The organism is Paenibacillus sp. FSL R7-0198, assembly GCF_038000415.1.
In the GTDB taxonomy this organism is placed as follows: domain Bacteria; phylum Bacillota; class Bacilli; order Paenibacillales; family Paenibacillaceae; genus Paenibacillus.
This window is the reverse complement of sequence record NZ_JBBOCB010000001.1, coordinates 2,163,902-2,182,370: the sequence shown is the minus strand read 5'-3', so window position 1 is coordinate 2,182,370 and position 18,469 is coordinate 2,163,902. Positions and strand designations below refer to the sequence as shown.

Genomic DNA, 18,469 nt, shown 5'->3' with positions numbered 1-18,469 from the left:
AAAGAATTGAGGGATTTGTATGGCTCAGCGGTTAGCCACAGAGTATGTTAAGGCCACTATGAAATTGTCAGAACCCCAGATGCATCAGTTTTTGCGCATGACAGAAGACGGCAGGCTTCATCATCGGGTTAAGGTGTTGGACAATGGTTGTCAGGAGGTTGTGCTGGGGGATGTAAGTGGAGAAGAAGTGCATTTCCCTTTTGACCGCATAGAAGGGTTTTATATCTGTGAGTTATCTTGCCGCCTGGTGAATCTGCATTTGACCAACGTTGTGCGGAAGCTCTTTGTGACTTTCAAAGGTGACGGGGTCGTTCATCGGATCTATAAAGGGTTCACCATGACGTATGTTTATGCTCAAGGCACTGTCCGTAAAATTGTGGAGAAAACCGGGGAGAACACCCGAGTGATCTATGAATACAAAAATACGTTGCTTGAATTGCAACATCTATTCCAGGCCAGAGATGTAGAACGCGAAATCAACCGTGTGTATGCCGAGATCGATTCACTGCTGGACACTAGAAAAGATGCGACTGCTGATCAGCTCCATCAGATTGATGAGACCCTTGCTCGACATCAAAAACGGTTGTTTGAGCTTGAAGCCTATTAACTTAAAATTGTATGTTTATAAACGTATATGAATGTAATGAATTCCCTTGTATCTTCCGGGCAGTGGCACTCGCCAATGTGGAGGTTTCAGGGGATTTTTTAATGTGAGATGGAATATTCCGAATTGAAAATATTTATTTTACAATCTTCTGGAAAAGGGTTGATTTCACTCTGATTCAATGTTATTTTTAATCTCGTTGAAAACAATATAGGAACCAGGATTCACTCAGGACATTATATGTTGCGAGAGATTTTTCCCTCGGGAAGTGAATGACGTAGGTCCTAGCGGATGAAATTTTTCAAACATTTTATTCCTAGGAAGGGGGAACCGAAGGATGGAATATTCAACTTTCGGAAGACACGTTGCTGTTGATACATGGGGTGTCGACTTTAATCTACTGAACAATGCAGAGTATCTGGAATCCCAAATGGTTGAAGCAGCGGAGGCATGTGGCGCGACAGTGATGTCCGTGCAGTCCAAGCAGTTTGATCCACAGGGAGCGACCGTACTTGTACTATTGTCTGAGAGCCATCTCTCCATTCATACGTATCCTGAGAGAGGTTTTGCTGCGATTGATTGTTACACTTGTGGGGAGACTGTAGATCCACAGCTTGCTATTGACTACCTGGTATCCGTATTAAAGCCTGAAAAAACGTATGCAAAGAAGTTGGTACGTGGATTGGGCGAATTGCAAGTTGAAACACCAGACATGAACAACCAGACTGAACGGGTTTAAATAAAAGTATATTGCATATACAATGTTCACATATCGGGATGGACACATAACCTCCCAAACTCTAATAGTCATGGAATAATTCCATGGCTATTTGTTTTAATATGCGTATCGTTATGAAAATTCATAATCGACACTTTTTAACGCATAACGGTGAACTTTGGTGAGACACTACAATAAATGACAGTGCATATGATGATGAACATGGTGATTTCATAAACATTTCATAAAAATGACCCGGTCACGGCTATGATGTGTGATATAATTAACCATGTCAATCATAAATGGATAGACATATGCAGTAAGCACTTTGATTGGAAATTTATTAGGCAGGTGAACTTGCAATGCACATCGTTGTCGTTGGTTTGAATTATCGCACGGCGCCTGTAGAGGTTAGGGAACGATTCACATTTGCAGAAAAGGACTTGTCTGAAGCGCTGCAGCAGCTCAAGCTGACCAAGAGTGTATTGGAAGGTGTAATCGTAGCCACATGTAACCGTACCGAGTTGTATGTTGTGGTGGACCGTCTTCACATGTGTGGTTATTTTATTCGAACATTCATGGAACAATGGTTTAATGTACCACGGGAAGAATTTACGCAACACTTATATATATATGAAGATGATCAAGCCATGCGCCATTTGTTCCGCGTCATCTGCGGACTAGATTCCATGGTCATTGGTGAGACTCAGATTCTTGGACAGGTGAAACAGGCTTTTCTTAAAGCGCAGGAAGAGAAATCAACAGGTACCTGGTTTAATAAGTTATTTAAGCAGGCAGTTACATTGGGCAAACGGGCACATTCGGAGACTTCCATTGGGGAAAGCGCCGTATCTGTCAGTTATGCTGCTGTTGAACTCGGTAAGAGGATTTTTGGCATGTTCACAGACAAGAAGGTGCTCATTTTGGGTGCCGGCAAGATGAGTGAACTTACCGTGAAACATCTCTACGCCAACGGGGCATCCGAGGTTATCGTGGCGAATCGTACGCTTGCAAGAGCTGAAGAATTGGCAGCCAAGTTCCGGGGCACACCTTGTACCATGGAACAGGCATTAGATCGACTTAATGAAGTTGATATTGTGATTAGTTCCACTGGAGCTGAACGTTATGTCATGGATGCAGCAGTGGTACGGGAGAGCATGAAGCGTCGTCAATCTCGTCCATTGTTCCTGATTGATATTGCGGTTCCACGGGATATTGATCCGGCGATTGGTGAATTATCCAACGTATTTCTCTATGACATTGATGATCTGGAAGGAATCGTGGAGAGCAACCTGGAGATGCGTAAGGTGGAAGCTGCCAAGATTGAGAGAATGATCGAGCTTGAGATGGAGGATTATTACCATTGGCTCAAAACGTTGGGTGTTCGTCCCGTTATTCGCGCTTTGCAGGAAAAAGGTGTCTCCATTCATGAAGAAACGATGGATAGCCTGTTTAATAAACTGCCTGAGCTCGATGAACATCAACGTAAAGTCATTCGTCGTTTGACCAAGAGTATTGTGAACCAAATGACGACAGATCCGATTAATCGGATTAAGGAAATGGCAGGCACGAAGCAAGGTGATGAAGCTCTGCGCATGTTTACTCAGATTTTCGCTCTGGAAGATGCAGTAGAGGTGGCCGCTGAAAAAGTGAGTCAGAGTGATGCCACAGCTCTGGCGAAACCAGCTACTCACCTTAACGAAAACCGGCAAGACCCCGTGCCGGCTTATGCTCCGGCAGGCGTATAAGGCGGGTGGGCAGCTTGACCCTTGCTGAACAAGTCTATGAAGCTCTAATCTATATGTATGCCCTGAGCCTACTGTTCTATTTCTCGGACTGCATTCGACGCAATGCGGGGGCGAAGCGGACAGGCACAGGGTTTCTTGTCGTTGTTTGGGGATTGCAGGTAACACATGTCATATTGCGCATGTGGACTGAAGGCCATTTCCCTATCTATACTACCTTTGATTTTTTGTTTATATTTTCATTCAGTATTGTGCTGATGTCTCTTGTCATGACTCGCATCCAGCGTTCTGAATTTGTGATATTGTTGCTGAATGTTGTAGGTTTTTCCGTTACGGTATTAAACCGACTGTGGTTTACGGCCGGAGAGATATCACTGCATAACTGGCAAACGGTACATGGATTACTTATCATGCATATTACCTTGGCGAATCTTGGTTTTGCGGCGTTAACCGTTGCTACGGTATTTGCCATGTTATATCTGTTCCTGCACCGTAAGTTGAAGAAAAAAAAGTGGAATGATACGATGCGACGGCTGCCAAGCCTGGAAGTGATCGGCAAATACATGGATGGTGCTAATTTCATAGGTACACCGCTCCTTGGCGTTTCTGTGATGCTTGCCGTATTATCCATTGTGGCGGAAAGACGCTGGATTCTACTCTTGGATCTCAAAGTTATTGCGACAGGTCTTGCTATAGCCATCTATGTGGGGTACTTCGTATCTAAGAGAAGGAAACAGTTCTCTACAATTATCATGGCAAGATGGACACTGATTGGGTACGGATTTGTCATTATAAGTTTTTTATCCAATGCGTATTCAGCGTTTCATCGTTGGACGGGAGAGTGAAGGGGATGGACCGTTACACGCCGATATTTGTGAATACTTCAGGCAAGAAGTGCTGCGTGGTTGGTGGTGGACGTGTTGCCGAACGTAAAATTAAGGGATTACTGTATGCCGAGGCACAGATTACGGTCATTAGTCCGGAGCTTACCCCCGTATTAAAACAACTGCATCATGAATTCCGAATTCAATGGATAGACCGGTCCTACCGCAATGGAGATTTGCGGGGGGCCTTTCTCGTATATGCAGCGACTGACCATTCAGAGGTCAATTCAACTGTGGTTCGGGATGCTGAGGCTGCGGGCATATTGGTGAATAACGCAATGTCTTCGGAGCACAGCAGCTTTATTACGCCAAGCGTGGTAAGGCGTGGGAGATTAAGCATAGCGATATCCACAGCAGGAGCAGGACCGGCAGCAGCTGCGGAGATACGTGCCACACTCGAACGACAATTCGGTGATGAGTATGAGACGTACCTTGAGTTTTTGCACCAGATGAGGACCGAGGTGAAGTCACGCGTATCATCTTCAAGTCTCAGAAGTGCGTTGCTTCGGCAATTAACTGAAATGCACATATTAGAAGATATTCGTACAGGCCATTTTCGGTGGTGGACCGAAGAAGAAATCGGGGACTGGATATCCCGTAATCAGGAGGAAGTGTAGATATGCGTACAATTAAAGTTGGAAGTAGACAGAGCGCGCTTGCGCTAACCCAAACAGGCCATGTCATTCAGGATTTACGTGATATTTGTGAGCGGGAAGGATTAGCTTTTGACTTTGAAGTACATAAGATTGTTACCAAGGGAGATCTCATTCTGGATGTAACGTTGTCAAAAGTCGGAGGCAAAGGTTTGTTTGTCAAAGAGATTGAACAGGCGATGCTTGATCGTACGATTGATATGGCTGTGCATAGCATGAAGGATATGCCCTCCGAGTTACCCGAAGGATTAATCAATGGTGCTATACCCCGTCGTGCAGATCCACGGGATGCGCTGATCTCCAATGGTGGACTTACTCTGGATCAACTGCCAGAAGGAGCTAGAGTCGGAACAAGCAGTCTGCGCCGGTCGAGTCAACTAAAGGCCTATCGTCCGGATTTGCAATTGGAATCGATTCGCGGCAATATTGATTCCCGTCTGCGGAAACTGGAGACCGAAGGATTCGATGCGATTATTCTGGCAGCTGCAGGATTGTACCGTATGGGCTGGGAAGACCGGATCACAGAGTACCTGACGGAAACAGCTTGCCTTCCGGCAGTGGGTCAAGGCGCGCTTGGTATCGAATGTCGTGAAGACGATGAGGAACTGTTGCACTTGCTGCAGCTGTATAACGATCCGGAGACAGCATTTCCTGTACAGGCGGAACGCCGTTTTCTCAGTGTATTGAATGGGGGCTGTCAGGTTCCAATTGGTGCTCATGCGGTATGGCTGCCTCAGGAAGATGCGGATTCCCTGAATGGTGAAAACACGTTACAATTAACAGGTATGGTCGGCACGCCGGATGGTGGACTGATTCTTAAGGAAGCTCTGATCGGCAAAGACCCGGTTCGTCTGGGTGAAGAAGTGGCTTGGAGATTGATTGAACGGGGAGCAGAGCAGATACTGGCAGAAGTTAGGGGATGAAGACATGGTGGGAAAGGTCTTTTTGGTAGGAGCAGGTCCTGGGGATGCAAAGCTGATTACGGTAAAAGGGTGGGAATCCATCGGTAAAGCCGATGCTGTAGTCTATGATCGTTTGGCAAGTCCGAGATTGTTGAAACAAATGAAACCCGGCGCAGTCAAGATTTACGTGGGCAAGCGCCCGGATCGGCATACGATGAAACAGGAAGAGATCAATCAACTGTTGGTTGATCTGGCTCTTGAAGGCAAGGTTGTGGTTCGGCTTAAGGGTGGCGATCCAACGATCTTTGGACGCGTGGGCGAAGAGGCAGGTTTGCTGTACAAAAACGGGATTCCGTTTGAGATTGTGCCTGGGGTAACCGCTGCGATAAGTGTACCTGCGTATGCCGGAATTCCTGTGACTCACCGTGACTATGCATCTTCCATCTCTATAATTACGGGGCACGAGAGTCCGGACAAGCTTGATCGCAGTATCCATTGGGATAAAGTGACGAATGCAACGGGTACACTGGTATTTATGATGGGGGTTGCCAAAATTGGATATATCAGCGAACAATTGATTCGTCATGGTCGTCCAGCGCAAACACCGGTAGCTCTGATTCGTTGGGGAACACGAGCGGAACAGGATACCCTTACAGGTACCCTTGAAGATATAGAAGCGAAAGTGATCGCAGCCAATTTCCAACCACCAGCTGTTATTGTGGTGGGGGATGTCGTCAATCAAAGGGAACAATTGAAATGGGCAGAAGCGCTGCCGCTGTTTGGCAAACGAATTCTGGTAACCCGTGCTCGCAGTCAGGCGAGTGAACTGGTGAATCGCATTGAGGAACTCGGCGGGGAACCGTATGAGTTTCCGGTTATTGAGACTGTCATGCCGTCCAGTGAATCTGCCAAGCAAAGTGTCAAAGACGCCTTCAGTGCTTTAAATACCTATGACTGGGTGTTTTTCACAAGTGTGAACGGCGTGGAGTTTTTCTTCCGCCATCTGGAACAGGAAGGCAAGGATATTCGCTCGATTCATCAAGCGAGAATTGCTGCCGTAGGACCTTCCACAGCAGATGCTTTGCGCAAACATGGCATCGTTGCAGAGGTTGTCAAAGGTCCTTTCCAGGCCGAAGGCATGCTTGAGGCTTTTGAAAGTGAATTGAAGGAAGGTCAGAAAGTACTGCTTCCGCACGGGGATCTGGCACGTACATGGTTACGTGATCAGTTGAGAGAACGAGGACTTCAGGTCACCGAAGCCATCACCTACGATACGATCCTCGCTGGTGAGGATGATGATGAACTGCTTAAGCTACTCGAAGAAGGTGGAATTCATGCGGTGACCTTTACAAGTTCATCGACGGTTACCAACTTCATGAGTATGTTGAAACGTATGGGGTTGCAAGATCCTCTGCCTTTATTGAAAGATGTGGAGGTTGCGTGTATCGGACCTGTTACAGCAAAGACGGCAGAAGCCGCTGGACTAAAGGTTACACTGATGGCAGAGGAAGCAACGATGGATAGCTTGATCACCGTGCTATGCGACTGGAAACGGACAGGCACCAAAGAAGGCGCTCTTCGAAATTAATACACATGTAATCATGTCAATATATGAAGCGTGCTGAATTCGATAGGATACCAGCGCGCTTCCCTTTTTGCTCTATTTAACTTTCAAGGAGGTTTTACACGTATGAGTTTTCCAATTGTACGGCATCGCCGTTTACGCCAATCCACAGGTATTCGCAATATGGTTAGAGAAACCCATTTAACCGTGGACGACTTTATTCAACCGATCTATGTAACGTATGGAGAAAATGTAAAATCCGAAATCAAATCCATGCCTGGGGTATTCCGCTTCTCGCTGGATCGTCTTCAGGAAGAAGTAACAGAAATTGCTGAGCTGGGAATTCCAGCGGTGTTATTGTTTGGTATTCCGGAGACTAAGGATAGTGTTGGTTCATCTGGCTTTGCTGAAGATGGCATTGTGCAGGAAGCGACAAGATTGATCAAATCCTGGTACCCAGAACTGCTGGTTGTTGCAGATACTTGTCTATGCGAATTCACGGATCATGGTCACTGCGGTATGGTACACACCGTGGAGACTGACGGTCACATCTGCGGAGATGTGTTAAATGACGAATCCCTTGATCTGCTCGTGCAAACGGCAGTGTCCCAAGCCAAAGCAGGAGCGGACATTATTGCACCATCCAACATGATGGATGGATTTGTACAAGCGATCCGTGCCGGGCTGGACGAGAATGGATTCAGTCATATTCCGATCATGTCCTACTCTGTAAAATACGCGTCGGCATTCTATGGTCCATTCCGTGAAGCTGCGGATTCCACACCCCAATTCGGAGACCGCAAGTCGTATCAGATGGACCCGGCCAATGCACGTGAAGCTTTGCGGGAAGCCGAAACGGATGTGCTGGAAGGAGCGGACATGTTGATGGTAAAACCATCCCTTTCCTATCTGGATGTTATGCGCACGATTAAGGATCAATTTGATCTTCCCCTTGTCGCTTATAACGTTAGTGGCGAGTATGCCATGGTGAAGGCAGCGGCGATTCAAGGTTGGATCGATGAGAAAAAAGTCGCCATGGAAATCCTGCTCAGCATGAAACGCGCAGGGGCAGATATGATCATTACCTACTACGGAAAAGACGCTTCACGCTGGTTGGCTGAGAAATAAAATAATCGTTATTAGGGAGGATACACATGACTGCACAACAAGGTAATCGTCGCAATGATGAGCGCTCACGCAGCGCGTTTGAGGAAGCGAAGCAGTACATACCCGGGGGGGTGAACAGCCCTGTGCGCGCATTCAAATCGGTGGGACTTACTCCGATCTATGCTGAGCGCGGCGAAGGGTCCAAAATCTACGATATTGATGGCAATGTTTTTATTGACTATGTGGGATCGTGGGGTCCACTCATCATGGGACATGCACACCCTGACGTTGTTGAGGCTTTGCGTGAGACAGCCCTTAAAGGAACAAGCTTTGGTGCACCTACCTTGCTGGAGACCGAGATGGCAAAACTGGTCTGTGAACGTGTACCTTCCATCGATATCGTGCGGATGGTTAATTCCGGTACGGAAGCAACGATGAGTGCCATTCGACTGGCACGCGGGGTAACCGGACGCAGTAAAATTCTGAAGTTTGAAGGATCATATCATGGACATGCGGACAGTTTGCTGATCAAGGCGGGTTCAGGTGTTGCAACGCTGGGGTTGCCAGATAGTCCAGGCGTGCCTGAAGGCGTAGCTGTGAATACAATTACGGTACCTTATAACGATCTGGAGTCCGTGAAGCTTGCTTTTGAACGTTATGGTGAAGAACTGGCCGCTGTTATTGTGGAACCTGTGGCGGGTAACATGGGGGTTGTACCTCCGGCTTCCGGATTCCTTGAAGGCTTGCGCAGTTTGACAACGCAATATGGCAGCCTGCTTATTTTTGACGAAGTCATGACCGGTTTCCGCGTAGGATTGAACTGTGCTCAGGGACGGTATGGGGTTACACCTGACCTGACTTGTCTGGGTAAAGTGATCGGTGGCGGACTCCCGGTTGGTGCTTATGGTGGTCGCCGGGATCTGATGGAACAGATTGCCCCTACGGGACCGATCTATCAGGCGGGTACACTTAGCGGGAATCCGCTGGCTATGGCAGCAGGATATACGACGCTCAAATTGTTAACACCAGAGGTCTATGACCGTCTGGAGACACTGTCTGCACGTTTGCAAGCCGGATTCGAGAAAAATGCAGCTGAGACGGGTATTGCAATAACCATTAACCGTGTGGGTTCCATGGTTTGTCCATTCTTTAGTGCCGTTCCAGTAACCAATTATGATATTGCCAAAGAAAGCAATCTGGATCAATTCCGTCGTTATTTTGCGGCCATGATTGATCAAGGTGTGAGTGTTGCGCCTTCGCAATACGAAGGCATGTTTGTCTCTGGTGTGCACACAGAGCAGGATATTGACGATACGATCGAGGCGAATCGTAAAGCTCTTCAATCGCTATGACTATTAAAAGTTGGAAACGCCGCGGGGAATGGCTTGAGCTGATGCCAGGGAAAGCCGTAACAGGCAGTTCGGACAAACCGATGGCTGCAGAGCAATGGCTATTGTCTGAGCTTCAGTTTCCGGAGAAACTGCTCCGTCAGCTTAAAGCAAACCGAGGAATACAACTTGCAGGGGACCGGCTTCGGCTGGCCCTTTTTGCGTCCCAGCCAATCGATGTTGAGCCACGCTGGGCTGATGTGGATGTATTGTATGAGGATGATTTCTGTCTGGTTATGCACAAACCGGCAGGCATGAAACTGCATCCGGATGGAAGCCGTGCTGATCAGGCCATCACGCTGGATCATGTGGTTGCCTCTTATTATGAAATGAACGGAATACAGGCGAGCGTACGCCATGTTCATCGACTGGATGAGGATACAACTGGACCTGTCCTGTATGCCAAAAATACATTTGCCCTCGCCAAACTGGATGAAGCGATGCGTCGCAAAGAAATTGGCCGCCATTATGTAGCTATTGCAGGTGGACAAATCCCCCTTGAACTCCGCAAAATTGATGCTCCAATTGGCAAGGATAGGCATCATAAACAGCGTAGACGTGTCTCCGAAGGTGGACAGGAAGCTGTTACTCATGTGGAGATCGCCGAAGTATGGGAACGAGCAACCCTTGTACGATTAAAGCTGGATACAGGACGAACACACCAAATTCGTGTACACCTAAGTTACGCGGGACACCCGCTTATTGGTGATGCGTTGTATGGAGGTAGAGCGGATGCCATTGGTCGGCAGGCGCTTCATGGAGAGGTGCTGAAGTTTAGCCACCCGTTAACTGGAGCCATGATTGAAGTGAATGATCCTTGGCCATCCGATTTCACACAATTGGCAGAGCGAGAGAGTTAATTTATTAATACACTATTTAAGTTCGACTAACTATTTACACGAAAACGGAAAGGACAGAAATAACGTGAAGAAGCGGAGCGTTCGCCTAAAAGCTTTCTGAAAGAAAGCTGCTTCGGAAGCATAAGCTATCCCTAGATTTTCCCTTTGAAGAAGGGAATCAAAAAAATCTGGGGGAAACAGTGATCGGAAGGTTGTTCTGTCATTGGAGTGACAGTGTAAATATCCATGAGTTGAACATATATAACAAGGTTTTTCAAAAGGTGGCATGCTCATCTCATTCAAGGCATATAGATGGGTAACGAAGGATTTGGACCATGGATCAGTCCCATGAGAAGGATCATGGTGAACATATGCCGAAAGGAGGACGCCACCTTTGTTGAATCAACCTTATGGTTTGCGGTTCGATATTTATGAGCGCGTTCATTTGTCTGAGGGAGTCCCTGCGATTGAAGAATTGGAGGAGATTGAACTATACCCGCGCATTCAAGTCATAGGGCAGGATGATCATGCCACATTAAGAGGACATCTTTTACTTACAGGTGCGTACAGAGGAGAAAATGAGGTTTCAGAGGAGCTCAAACATTTCATTCCTGTGGAGATCACGGTGCCGCTGAATCGGGTCAGATCGATTGAGGATATTTCCATCGAGATCGAAAATTTTGACGTGGATCTGTTATCCAATCGCAGTCTGAACATTACAGGCGTGTTGTCGTTGCGAGGCATCGAGGGCTTTCCTGTTGAAGAGCCACAAGTGTGGTCAGCAGATGAGTTTACAGTTGTTCATTCACCTGATGCTCAGCAATCCAACCGTTCCGATGAAGCAGCACAGACAGGCAGCGACCCCAACACATTTGCACAAGAGTACCTGCTCCAGCGGAGTGAGGAAGAGAGACTTGCGAATGCAGCAGAACTTGCATATGGTGCTCCGGAATTCGCTGACCTGTCCACAAGGGAAGAGACATTAAGGAATAGCGAAGAATGGCAGCAAGAATATGCGGATTCGTCATCGGCCGAGCCACTTCAATCTGAGGAGCTAAATGCGGAGTACACTAACGAAAACAGACAACCTGATGCAAACGAAGATCCCGCATCTCTGACAGCGAATGGAGATGAATTGGCATCTCATGAGCAATACAGCGAACCTTCTCCGATCTCGTCATTTATGGCTGAGACCGCAGATCGATTAGCTTCTTACCCTGAGTCAGAACCATTGCTGCCTCTGGAAGATGAGTCTTCGGGTTGGTCCGAGCCTTCCGTGAATGCATTGCCTGCGAACTTGAGAGGTGGAGATCAAGCAGTCTCAGAGCCTGCAGCTCAATCATCTAATGAGTTGGCAGCACCGGATGTACCGGACGAACCAGAGGTATGGCACTTCGAATCAGCGAGATCTGTACCTCAGCAGGAGAATCAGGCTGTTGCCGATGTCCCGGTCGAATCACAGGCGGAGAACTGGCAAGGTGTATTTGCTTCGTCCGAACCAGACAATGCTGAGGAAGACCGACCGTCTTTTGAAGCGACTGGGGTAGACGAGTTCGTGCAGAACGAAGCATTTGTTCCTGAACCTGTGGCTGAGACGGAAGACAAGCCGGAGCTGAAGGTTGCTTTTGGCAGCAAAAAGGAATCCGCACCACGGCAAGAAGAGGGCGTAGGTATCTCTTCCTTGTTATCCTCGGGCAGAGCGGCACGCGATGCTGAAGTGGAGCGAGGCGATGAAGTTCCTGCGGGTGTGGTACAGGAAGAAACGTATCCAGCTGATGATGTGGAATGGAAGAACCTGTTCCTGGGAACGATCGTGGACCAGACCCCATTCCGCAAGGTGAAACTGTGCATCGTTCAGCGAGAAGATACACTGGATGCCATTGCAGATCGATATCAATTGAGCACGAGGGAACTTCAGTTGTATAACCGATTATCTGAGCAGGTTGTGGAAGAAGGTCAGATATTGTACATCCCTTAATCCGTAGTTAAAGCCTTCGTTACGACCCGTGATCCCCTTGAGGATTGCGGGTTTTTGCATGATTCGTCCTAAACCTGCATTCCAGCGCTCTTTATCCGCTGTTGTCAGGTTGACTATCGCGCACGAGCAAGGTATGATGTGTGTAGGTTTTTTGAAGAACAACGTGGAACGGGAGTAGTAGACAGTATGACCTTTCAGAGAGTGGAATTGCAGCGCTGTGAGATTCCGCAGGAACCAACTGATCGAAGTCGCCCGGGAGTTGCCTGTTTGAATACAAGGGATGAATGAGATCTATCGTCATTTATTTCTGAGGTAGGATGGGCCGGTAGCAGCCGTTATCTGCTTGAAGTGTCACGTCATGTACAGAGGGTGAAGTCTATCTTGCTGTAGGCGTGAAACAAAGGTGGTACCGCGAAAGCTAACCTTTCGTCCTTTGATGGATGAAAGGTTTTTTTTGTTTTTTTTGGCGAAGATGATGAAGTAACGGAGGAATGACACATGTCTGAGGAAAAAAAATCAGCTGCAACAGAAATGCCGACCACTTACGATCCTAAGGCGGCAGAGGATAAATGGTACTCCACCTGGATGGAACGTGGATATTTCAAAGCCGGTCAACGTAAAGATGCCGAGCCGTATACGATTGTAATTCCACCCCCAAATGTGACCGGGATGCTGCACATCGGGCATGCGCTCGATTTTACACTGCAGGATATTCTGATCCGCACCAAACGGATGCAAGGTTATGATGCACTGTGGCTTCCGGGTTCCGACCATGCAGGTATTGCTACCCAAACCAAAGTGGAGCAGAAGCTGCGTGAAGAAGGTCTGACTCGTTATGATCTGGGACGCGAGAAGTTTCTGGAGAAAGTATGGGACTGGAAAGACCAATATGCCACTACCATTCGTCAGCAATGGGGCAAAATGGGATTGTCGCTTGATTACTCACGTGAACGTTTTACGCTGGATGAAGGTCTGTCCCAAGCGGTTCGCAAAGTATTTGTTCAGCTGTATGAAAAAGGCCTTATTTACCGAGGCAAACGCATCATCAACTGGGATCCGGTGAACCGGACAGCTCTGTCCGACATTGAGGTTGAATATAAAGAGGTACAGGGTCACTTGTACCATCTGCGTTACCCGCTCAAAGACGGAAGTGGCTACGTTACAGTGGCAACAACGCGTCCTGAAACGATGCTGGGTGATACAGCGGTTGCTGTTCATCCGAAGGATGAGCGTTATGCAGATATGATTGGTAAAGTACTTGTACTGCCTATCATTGGACGCGAAATTCCAATTATCGCTGATGATTATGTGGATAAAGAGTTCGGAAGTGGTGCTGTTAAAATCACGCCTGCGCATGATCCAAATGACTTTGAAGTAGGTCTTCGTCATGATCTGCCTCAAATTACGGTAATGGATGAGAGCGGCACAATGAATGCTGAGGCTGGCAAGTATCAGGGACTGGATCGTAGTGACTGCCGCAAGCAGATTGTTGCTGACTTGAAAGAGCAGGGCGTATTGATCAATATCGAGGATCACACGCATCAGGTTGGACACAGTGAGCGTACCGGAGCTGTTGTTGAGCCGTATCTGTCTACACAGTGGTTCGTTGAGATGAAGCCACTTGCAGAGAGAGCGATTAAGAAACAACAGAGCGGCGAAGGAGTTAATTTTGTTCCAGATCGTTTTGAGAAAACCTATCTGAATTGGATCGAAAACGTTCGTGACTGGTGTATTTCCCGTCAACTGTGGTGGGGACATCGTATTCCCGCCTGGTATGATGAAGAAACGGGTGAAATCATCGTATCTGCTGAAGATCCAACAACGCTGCCAGAGTATGCTGGACGCAAGCTCAGACAGGATGAAGACGTACTCGATACTTGGTTTAGCTCCGGCTTATGGCCATTCTCCACACTAGGCTGGCCGGAAGATACGGAAGACCTGAAACGTTATTATCCAACAAGTGTACTTGTGACAGGGTATGACATCATATATTTCTGGGTTGCACGTATGATTTTCACTGCACTGGAATTCACGGATGAGATTCCGTTCAAGGATGTGCTGATGCATGGTCTTGTTCGTGATGCAGATGGACGCAAAATGTCCAAATCACTGGGCAACGGCGTAGATCCGCTGGATGTGATTGAGAAATATGGCGCAGATGCAATGCGTTACATGATCTCAACCAGCAGCACGCCAGGTCAGGATCTCCGTTTCCGTTGGGAACGGGTAGAGCAGGCTCGTAATTTTGCCAACAAGATCTGGAATGCTTCGCGCTTTGCATTGATGAATCTGGAAGGATTCACCTATGAGGAACGTGACATCAGTGGAGAGCTTGGTACAGCGGATTATTGGATTTTGCACCGTCTGAACGAAACTTCCCGCGATATTACGCGTCTAATCGAAGCGTATGAATTTGGGGAAACGGGTCGTGTGTTGTATAACTTTATCTGGGATGACCTGTGTGACTGGTACATCGAGTTTGCTAAGCTGTCCTTCTATGGGGAAGATCCGGTTGCCAAGAAGAAAACACAATCCGTGCTTGCTTATGTGCTGGATCAGACCATGCGCCTGATTCATCCGTTTATGCCATACATCTCCGAAGAGATCTGGCAGCATCTGCCGCATGAAGGTGAGACCATTACGCTGGCATCATGGCCGGTATATGATCCTGCTCTTGAGAACCCAGAGGCTGTTGCCGAGATGAACCTGCTCATGGATACCATTCGTGCAGTTCGAAACATTCGTGCAGAAGTGAACGTGCCGATGAGCAAAAAGATTGAGTTGATGGTCAAAGCAAATAGTGCTGAGACGTCCAGCATCATTGAGCGTAACAGTCACTACATCAAACGTTTCTGTAATACGTCCGAGTTCGATAGTGGGCTGGATCTAAGCTCACCGGATAAGGCGATGACTGCGATCATTACGGGGGCAGAACTATACTTGCCGCTCGCAGGTCTTATTGATATTGAGCAGGAAGTGGCTCGTTTGGAGAAAGAGTTGCAGAATCTTGAGGGCGAAGTTCTCCGTGTAGAGAAAAAGCTGGCGAACGAAGGCTTTGTAGCCAAAGCTCCTGCCAAAGTTATTGAGGAAGAGCGCGCCAAGCAAGCAGATTATTCCGATAAACGGGATAAAGTGATTGCAAGAATCAAGGAACTTAAAGGTTAATATATTTGGGTCGGATGGAGAGCCATTATGCCATCCGGCCGCTTTTTTCACTCAAACTCGGGACCGAAGGTGAATCAGATGACGGAATTAGACGGGACAGATGCAGCAGCTCCTTTACTTACGTATAACGAGGCCGTGGACTGGATCAATGGCCTTATTCCTTTTGGCATCCGACCTGGATTGGAACGAATCGAGAGTCTGATGTCCATGTTAGGCAATCCACACCAACGTCTCAAATTTATTCATGTCGCGGGAACGAACGGCAAAGGTTCGACTTGCGCTTTTTTGACGTCAGTGCTTCTTCAGGCTGGATATGATGTAGGTACCTTTACGTCGCCGTATATCACCAAGTTTACAAACCGTTTTCAATACAACGGTGAGGATATTCCTGAAGAAATCCTGCTTAAGCTCTCGAACCGATTACATCCACTGGTCATGGAAATGGCCTCCACTCCGCTTGGATCACCCACGATGTTTGAGGTTTCCACGGCTCTGGCGCTTCTGTACTATGCAGAGGAGTGTTACCCTGACGTTGTGGTATGGGAGACGGGGCTAGGGGGAAGGATGGACGTAACGAATATTGTCGCACCTGTTGTGTCCGTCATCACCAACATTGGTATGGATCACACGGATGTGCTTGGAGATACGATTGAGCAGATTGCTGGGGAAAAAGCAGGTATAATCAAGCCGGGAGTACCCGTTGTGACTTGCGCGACTCAACCCGAAGCTGTGAAGGTGATTCAGGAGAAAGCACAGCAGCTTCAATCAAGCGTGTATTTGGCTGGAGATCAATTCTCTTATCATAGACTGGACAGCAATGAGAACGGACAATCTTTTCATTTTACAGGCCCGTTTCGTGATCTGGACGTTCGCATACGCATGCAGGGCTCACATCAATGTGACAATGCAGCGGCCGCACTTATGGTGCTTGAATTGCTTAGACAATACATGGCATTTATGCTGGATGACAACGATATTGCACTTGGACTGGAGAATGCTTTCTGGGCAGGAAGATTCGAAAAAGTCGTCGATGAACCCCGAATTGTGCTCGATGGAGCACATAATCCGGAAGGGGCAGAATCACTGGCCAAGAGCATTACGGATGTCTATCCTCACAACAAGTTAATTTTGATGATGGGTATGTTGGCAAATAAGCATCACGAAGCGTATTTGCAGCATATACTGCCACTAGTGGATACGCTGATCCTGACCGAGCCAGATTTCCGACGCAAAATGGATGCAGCCGAATTGCTGCAGATTGTCGAACGGGTACGTCCCGCCATTGCGAAGCAGGAACTGGAAATCATCGTCGAGCCCGAATGGGCAAAGGCACTTGATCTATTGAAGTCACGGACGGAAGCGGAAGATCTGGGGGTGGTCTCCGGCACACTGTACCTGATTGCGGATGTGCGGGCAGCCCTTTTGCATCAAACCGATTCTGAAAAAGGTTGGTGAAAGTTTTGTTAAATACATCGGAACACGTTCATTTTATAGGGATTGGCGGATATGGCATGAGTGCCATCGCAAGAGTTATGTTGGAAATGGGATACACCGTTACCGGATCGGATGTCGCTTCACAGGAGTTGACCGAGAAGTTGGCAGCCAAGGGAGCGAAAATATATATCGGACATACGGCAGAGCACGTCACTGGAGCAGACTTGGTTGTTTACTCTACGGCAGCGCCTGCTGATAATGTGGAACGGGTAGCAGCTGCAGAGCTGAACATTCCGATTCTGCATCGTTCCCAGATGCTTGCACGTTTGTTGAACGAACGTAAAGGTGTGGCTGTGGCTGGAGCTCACGGTAAAACAACCACCTCATCCATGATTGCACTTGTTATGGATAAATGTGATACGGACCCGACATATATCATTGGCGGAGAAATCATGAATGTGGGCACCAACGCCAAGGCAGGCCAGGGCGACTGGGTAGTCGCTGAGGCAGACGAGAGCGATGGCTCATTTTTGCAGTACCATCCATGGCTCGGTATTGTAACCAATATTGAGGCAGATCATCTGGAGAATTACAACAGTGATTTTGAGGAGCTCAAAAAGGCTTATGTGCAGTTCCTGAGCCAGATTCGTCCGGAAGGAACAGCGATTGTGTGTTCTGACGACGAGAATGTTCAAGCGATTTTGCCTGAACTCAAGTCACGGATTACAACCTATGGTATTGATCGTGCTGCGGATTATACGGCAACGGATATTGTACTGGGTGATCGCCGGATTTCCTTTACGATGAATCATCAGGGTGCTGCTATGGGCACGGTTGAGTTATCAGTGCCGGGTAAGCATAACGTTTATAATGCGATGGCTACGGTGATTACCTGTCTGGAAGCAGGCATTCCATTTGAGAAGATTGTGGCAGCTATCATCCAGTTCCACGGAGCCAAACGCAGATTCCAGGTATTGGGCGAGGCGCGTGATATGCTAATCATTGATGATTATGCTCATCACCCGACTGAGATTGAAGCTACGATTAGTGCAGCCAAAGCAACAGGCAAACGCATTATTGCGGTATTCCAGCCACAGCGTTATACGCGGACGTTCTTCCTGTTGGATGCGTTCAGTCGTGCTTTCGCGGAAGCGGATGAGGTGCTTATTACGGATATCTATTCTCCTGCGGGCGAAAAGCAGATCGAAGGGGTAACCTCAGCCAAACTGGTTGAACTGATCGTTCAAAACAGTAATGCTTCTGCACGTTACCTTCCTACAAAAGAAGAAGTTGTAGCTGACCTGCAGCATCGTCTGCAGCCAGGAGATCTTGTGATTACGATGGGTGCAGGTGATATTTGGAAAGTCGGCGATACACTTGCCAAAGGTTTGAAATAAATCAATTGAGAAATCGCCTGTCTTCGGTACGAAGCAGGCGTTTTTTGCGTTATATGGAATGTATTCTCCAGTCTCTGCATATAGCTGATAT

Annotated in this window: 14 protein-coding genes and 1 other annotated feature; all 14 genes read left to right on the top strand. The window is 47.7% G+C overall.

Features of this window, described 5'->3' with window-relative positions:
* Positions 1-19 precede the first annotated feature (19 nt).
* The 14 genes from MKY87_RS09380 (at position 20) to murC (ending at position 18,378) form a co-directional block, all read left to right on the top strand.
* A complete protein-coding gene (locus MKY87_RS09380; protein WP_036605891.1) occupies positions 20-607 on the top strand; it encodes a hypothetical protein in 588 nt (195 codons plus the stop codon).
* Positions 608-941: 334 nt separating this feature from the next.
* Positions 942-1,343, top strand: a complete 402-nt coding sequence (speD, locus tag MKY87_RS09375) for an adenosylmethionine decarboxylase (RefSeq protein ID WP_338588370.1) — start codon at positions 942-944, stop codon at positions 1,341-1,343.
* A 341-nt stretch (positions 1,344-1,684) separates the two neighbouring features.
* Positions 1,685-3,070, top strand: a complete 1,386-nt coding sequence (gene hemA / locus MKY87_RS09370; RefSeq protein WP_340964113.1) for a glutamyl-tRNA reductase — start codon at positions 1,685-1,687, stop codon at positions 3,068-3,070.
* Between the two features lie 14 nt (positions 3,071-3,084).
* Positions 3,085-3,912, top strand: coding sequence for a cytochrome c biogenesis protein CcsA (gene ccsA / locus MKY87_RS09365; RefSeq protein ID WP_445259491.1), 828 nt, complete (start codon positions 3,085-3,087; stop codon positions 3,910-3,912).
* 5 nt (positions 3,913-3,917) lie between these two features.
* Positions 3,918-4,568, top strand: a complete 651-nt coding sequence (locus tag MKY87_RS09360) for a precorrin-2 dehydrogenase/sirohydrochlorin ferrochelatase family protein (RefSeq protein WP_340964111.1) — start codon at positions 3,918-3,920, stop codon at positions 4,566-4,568.
* Between the two features lie 2 nt (positions 4,569-4,570).
* Entirely contained in the window at positions 4,571-5,527 is a 957-nt protein-coding gene (hemC, locus tag MKY87_RS09355) for a hydroxymethylbilane synthase (protein ID WP_091037577.1), read from the top strand.
* 4 nt (positions 5,528-5,531) lie between these two features.
* On the top strand, positions 5,532-7,094 hold the full coding sequence (gene cobA / locus MKY87_RS09350; RefSeq protein ID WP_340964110.1) for a uroporphyrinogen-III C-methyltransferase: 1,563 nt from the start codon (positions 5,532-5,534) through the stop codon (positions 7,092-7,094).
* 102 nt (positions 7,095-7,196) lie between these two features.
* Positions 7,197-8,198: a porphobilinogen synthase gene (hemB, locus tag MKY87_RS09345; protein ID WP_340964107.1), complete on the top strand. Its 1,002-nt coding sequence runs from the start codon at positions 7,197-7,199 to the stop codon at positions 8,196-8,198.
* Positions 8,199-8,224: 26 nt separating this feature from the next.
* The gene (gene hemL / locus MKY87_RS09340) at positions 8,225-9,529 is read left to right on the top strand and encodes a glutamate-1-semialdehyde 2,1-aminomutase (protein ID WP_047841187.1); all 1,305 of its coding nucleotides are present in this window, start codon (positions 8,225-8,227) and stop codon (positions 9,527-9,529) included.
* Positions 9,526-10,425, top strand: a complete 900-nt coding sequence (locus MKY87_RS09335) for an RluA family pseudouridine synthase (RefSeq protein ID WP_340964105.1) — start codon at positions 9,526-9,528, stop codon at positions 10,423-10,425. Before hemL ends, MKY87_RS09335 begins: the two co-directional genes overlap by 4 nt.
* Positions 10,426-10,798: 373 nt before the next feature.
* Positions 10,799-12,382 (top strand): LysM peptidoglycan-binding domain-containing protein, encoded by a 1,584-nt coding sequence (locus MKY87_RS09330; RefSeq protein ID WP_340964102.1) that lies wholly within the window; start codon positions 10,799-10,801, stop codon positions 12,380-12,382.
* A 155-nt stretch (positions 12,383-12,537) separates the two neighbouring features.
* Positions 12,538-12,819, top strand: a binding site (T-box leader).
* Positions 12,820-12,880: 61 nt separating this feature from the next.
* Positions 12,881-15,547 carry a valine--tRNA ligase gene (locus tag MKY87_RS09325; RefSeq protein WP_340913339.1) on the top strand — a complete coding sequence of 889 codons (2,667 nt, stop codon included), beginning with the start codon at positions 12,881-12,883 and terminating at the stop codon, positions 15,545-15,547.
* 78 nt (positions 15,548-15,625) lie between these two features.
* On the top strand, positions 15,626-17,002 hold the full coding sequence (locus MKY87_RS09320) for a bifunctional folylpolyglutamate synthase/dihydrofolate synthase (protein ID WP_124117791.1): 1,377 nt from the start codon (positions 15,626-15,628) through the stop codon (positions 17,000-17,002).
* Between the two features lie 56 nt (positions 17,003-17,058).
* A complete protein-coding gene (gene murC, locus MKY87_RS09315; protein WP_253442774.1) occupies positions 17,059-18,378 on the top strand; it encodes a UDP-N-acetylmuramate--L-alanine ligase in 1,320 nt (439 codons plus the stop codon).
* Positions 18,379-18,469: the final 91 nt, after the last annotated feature.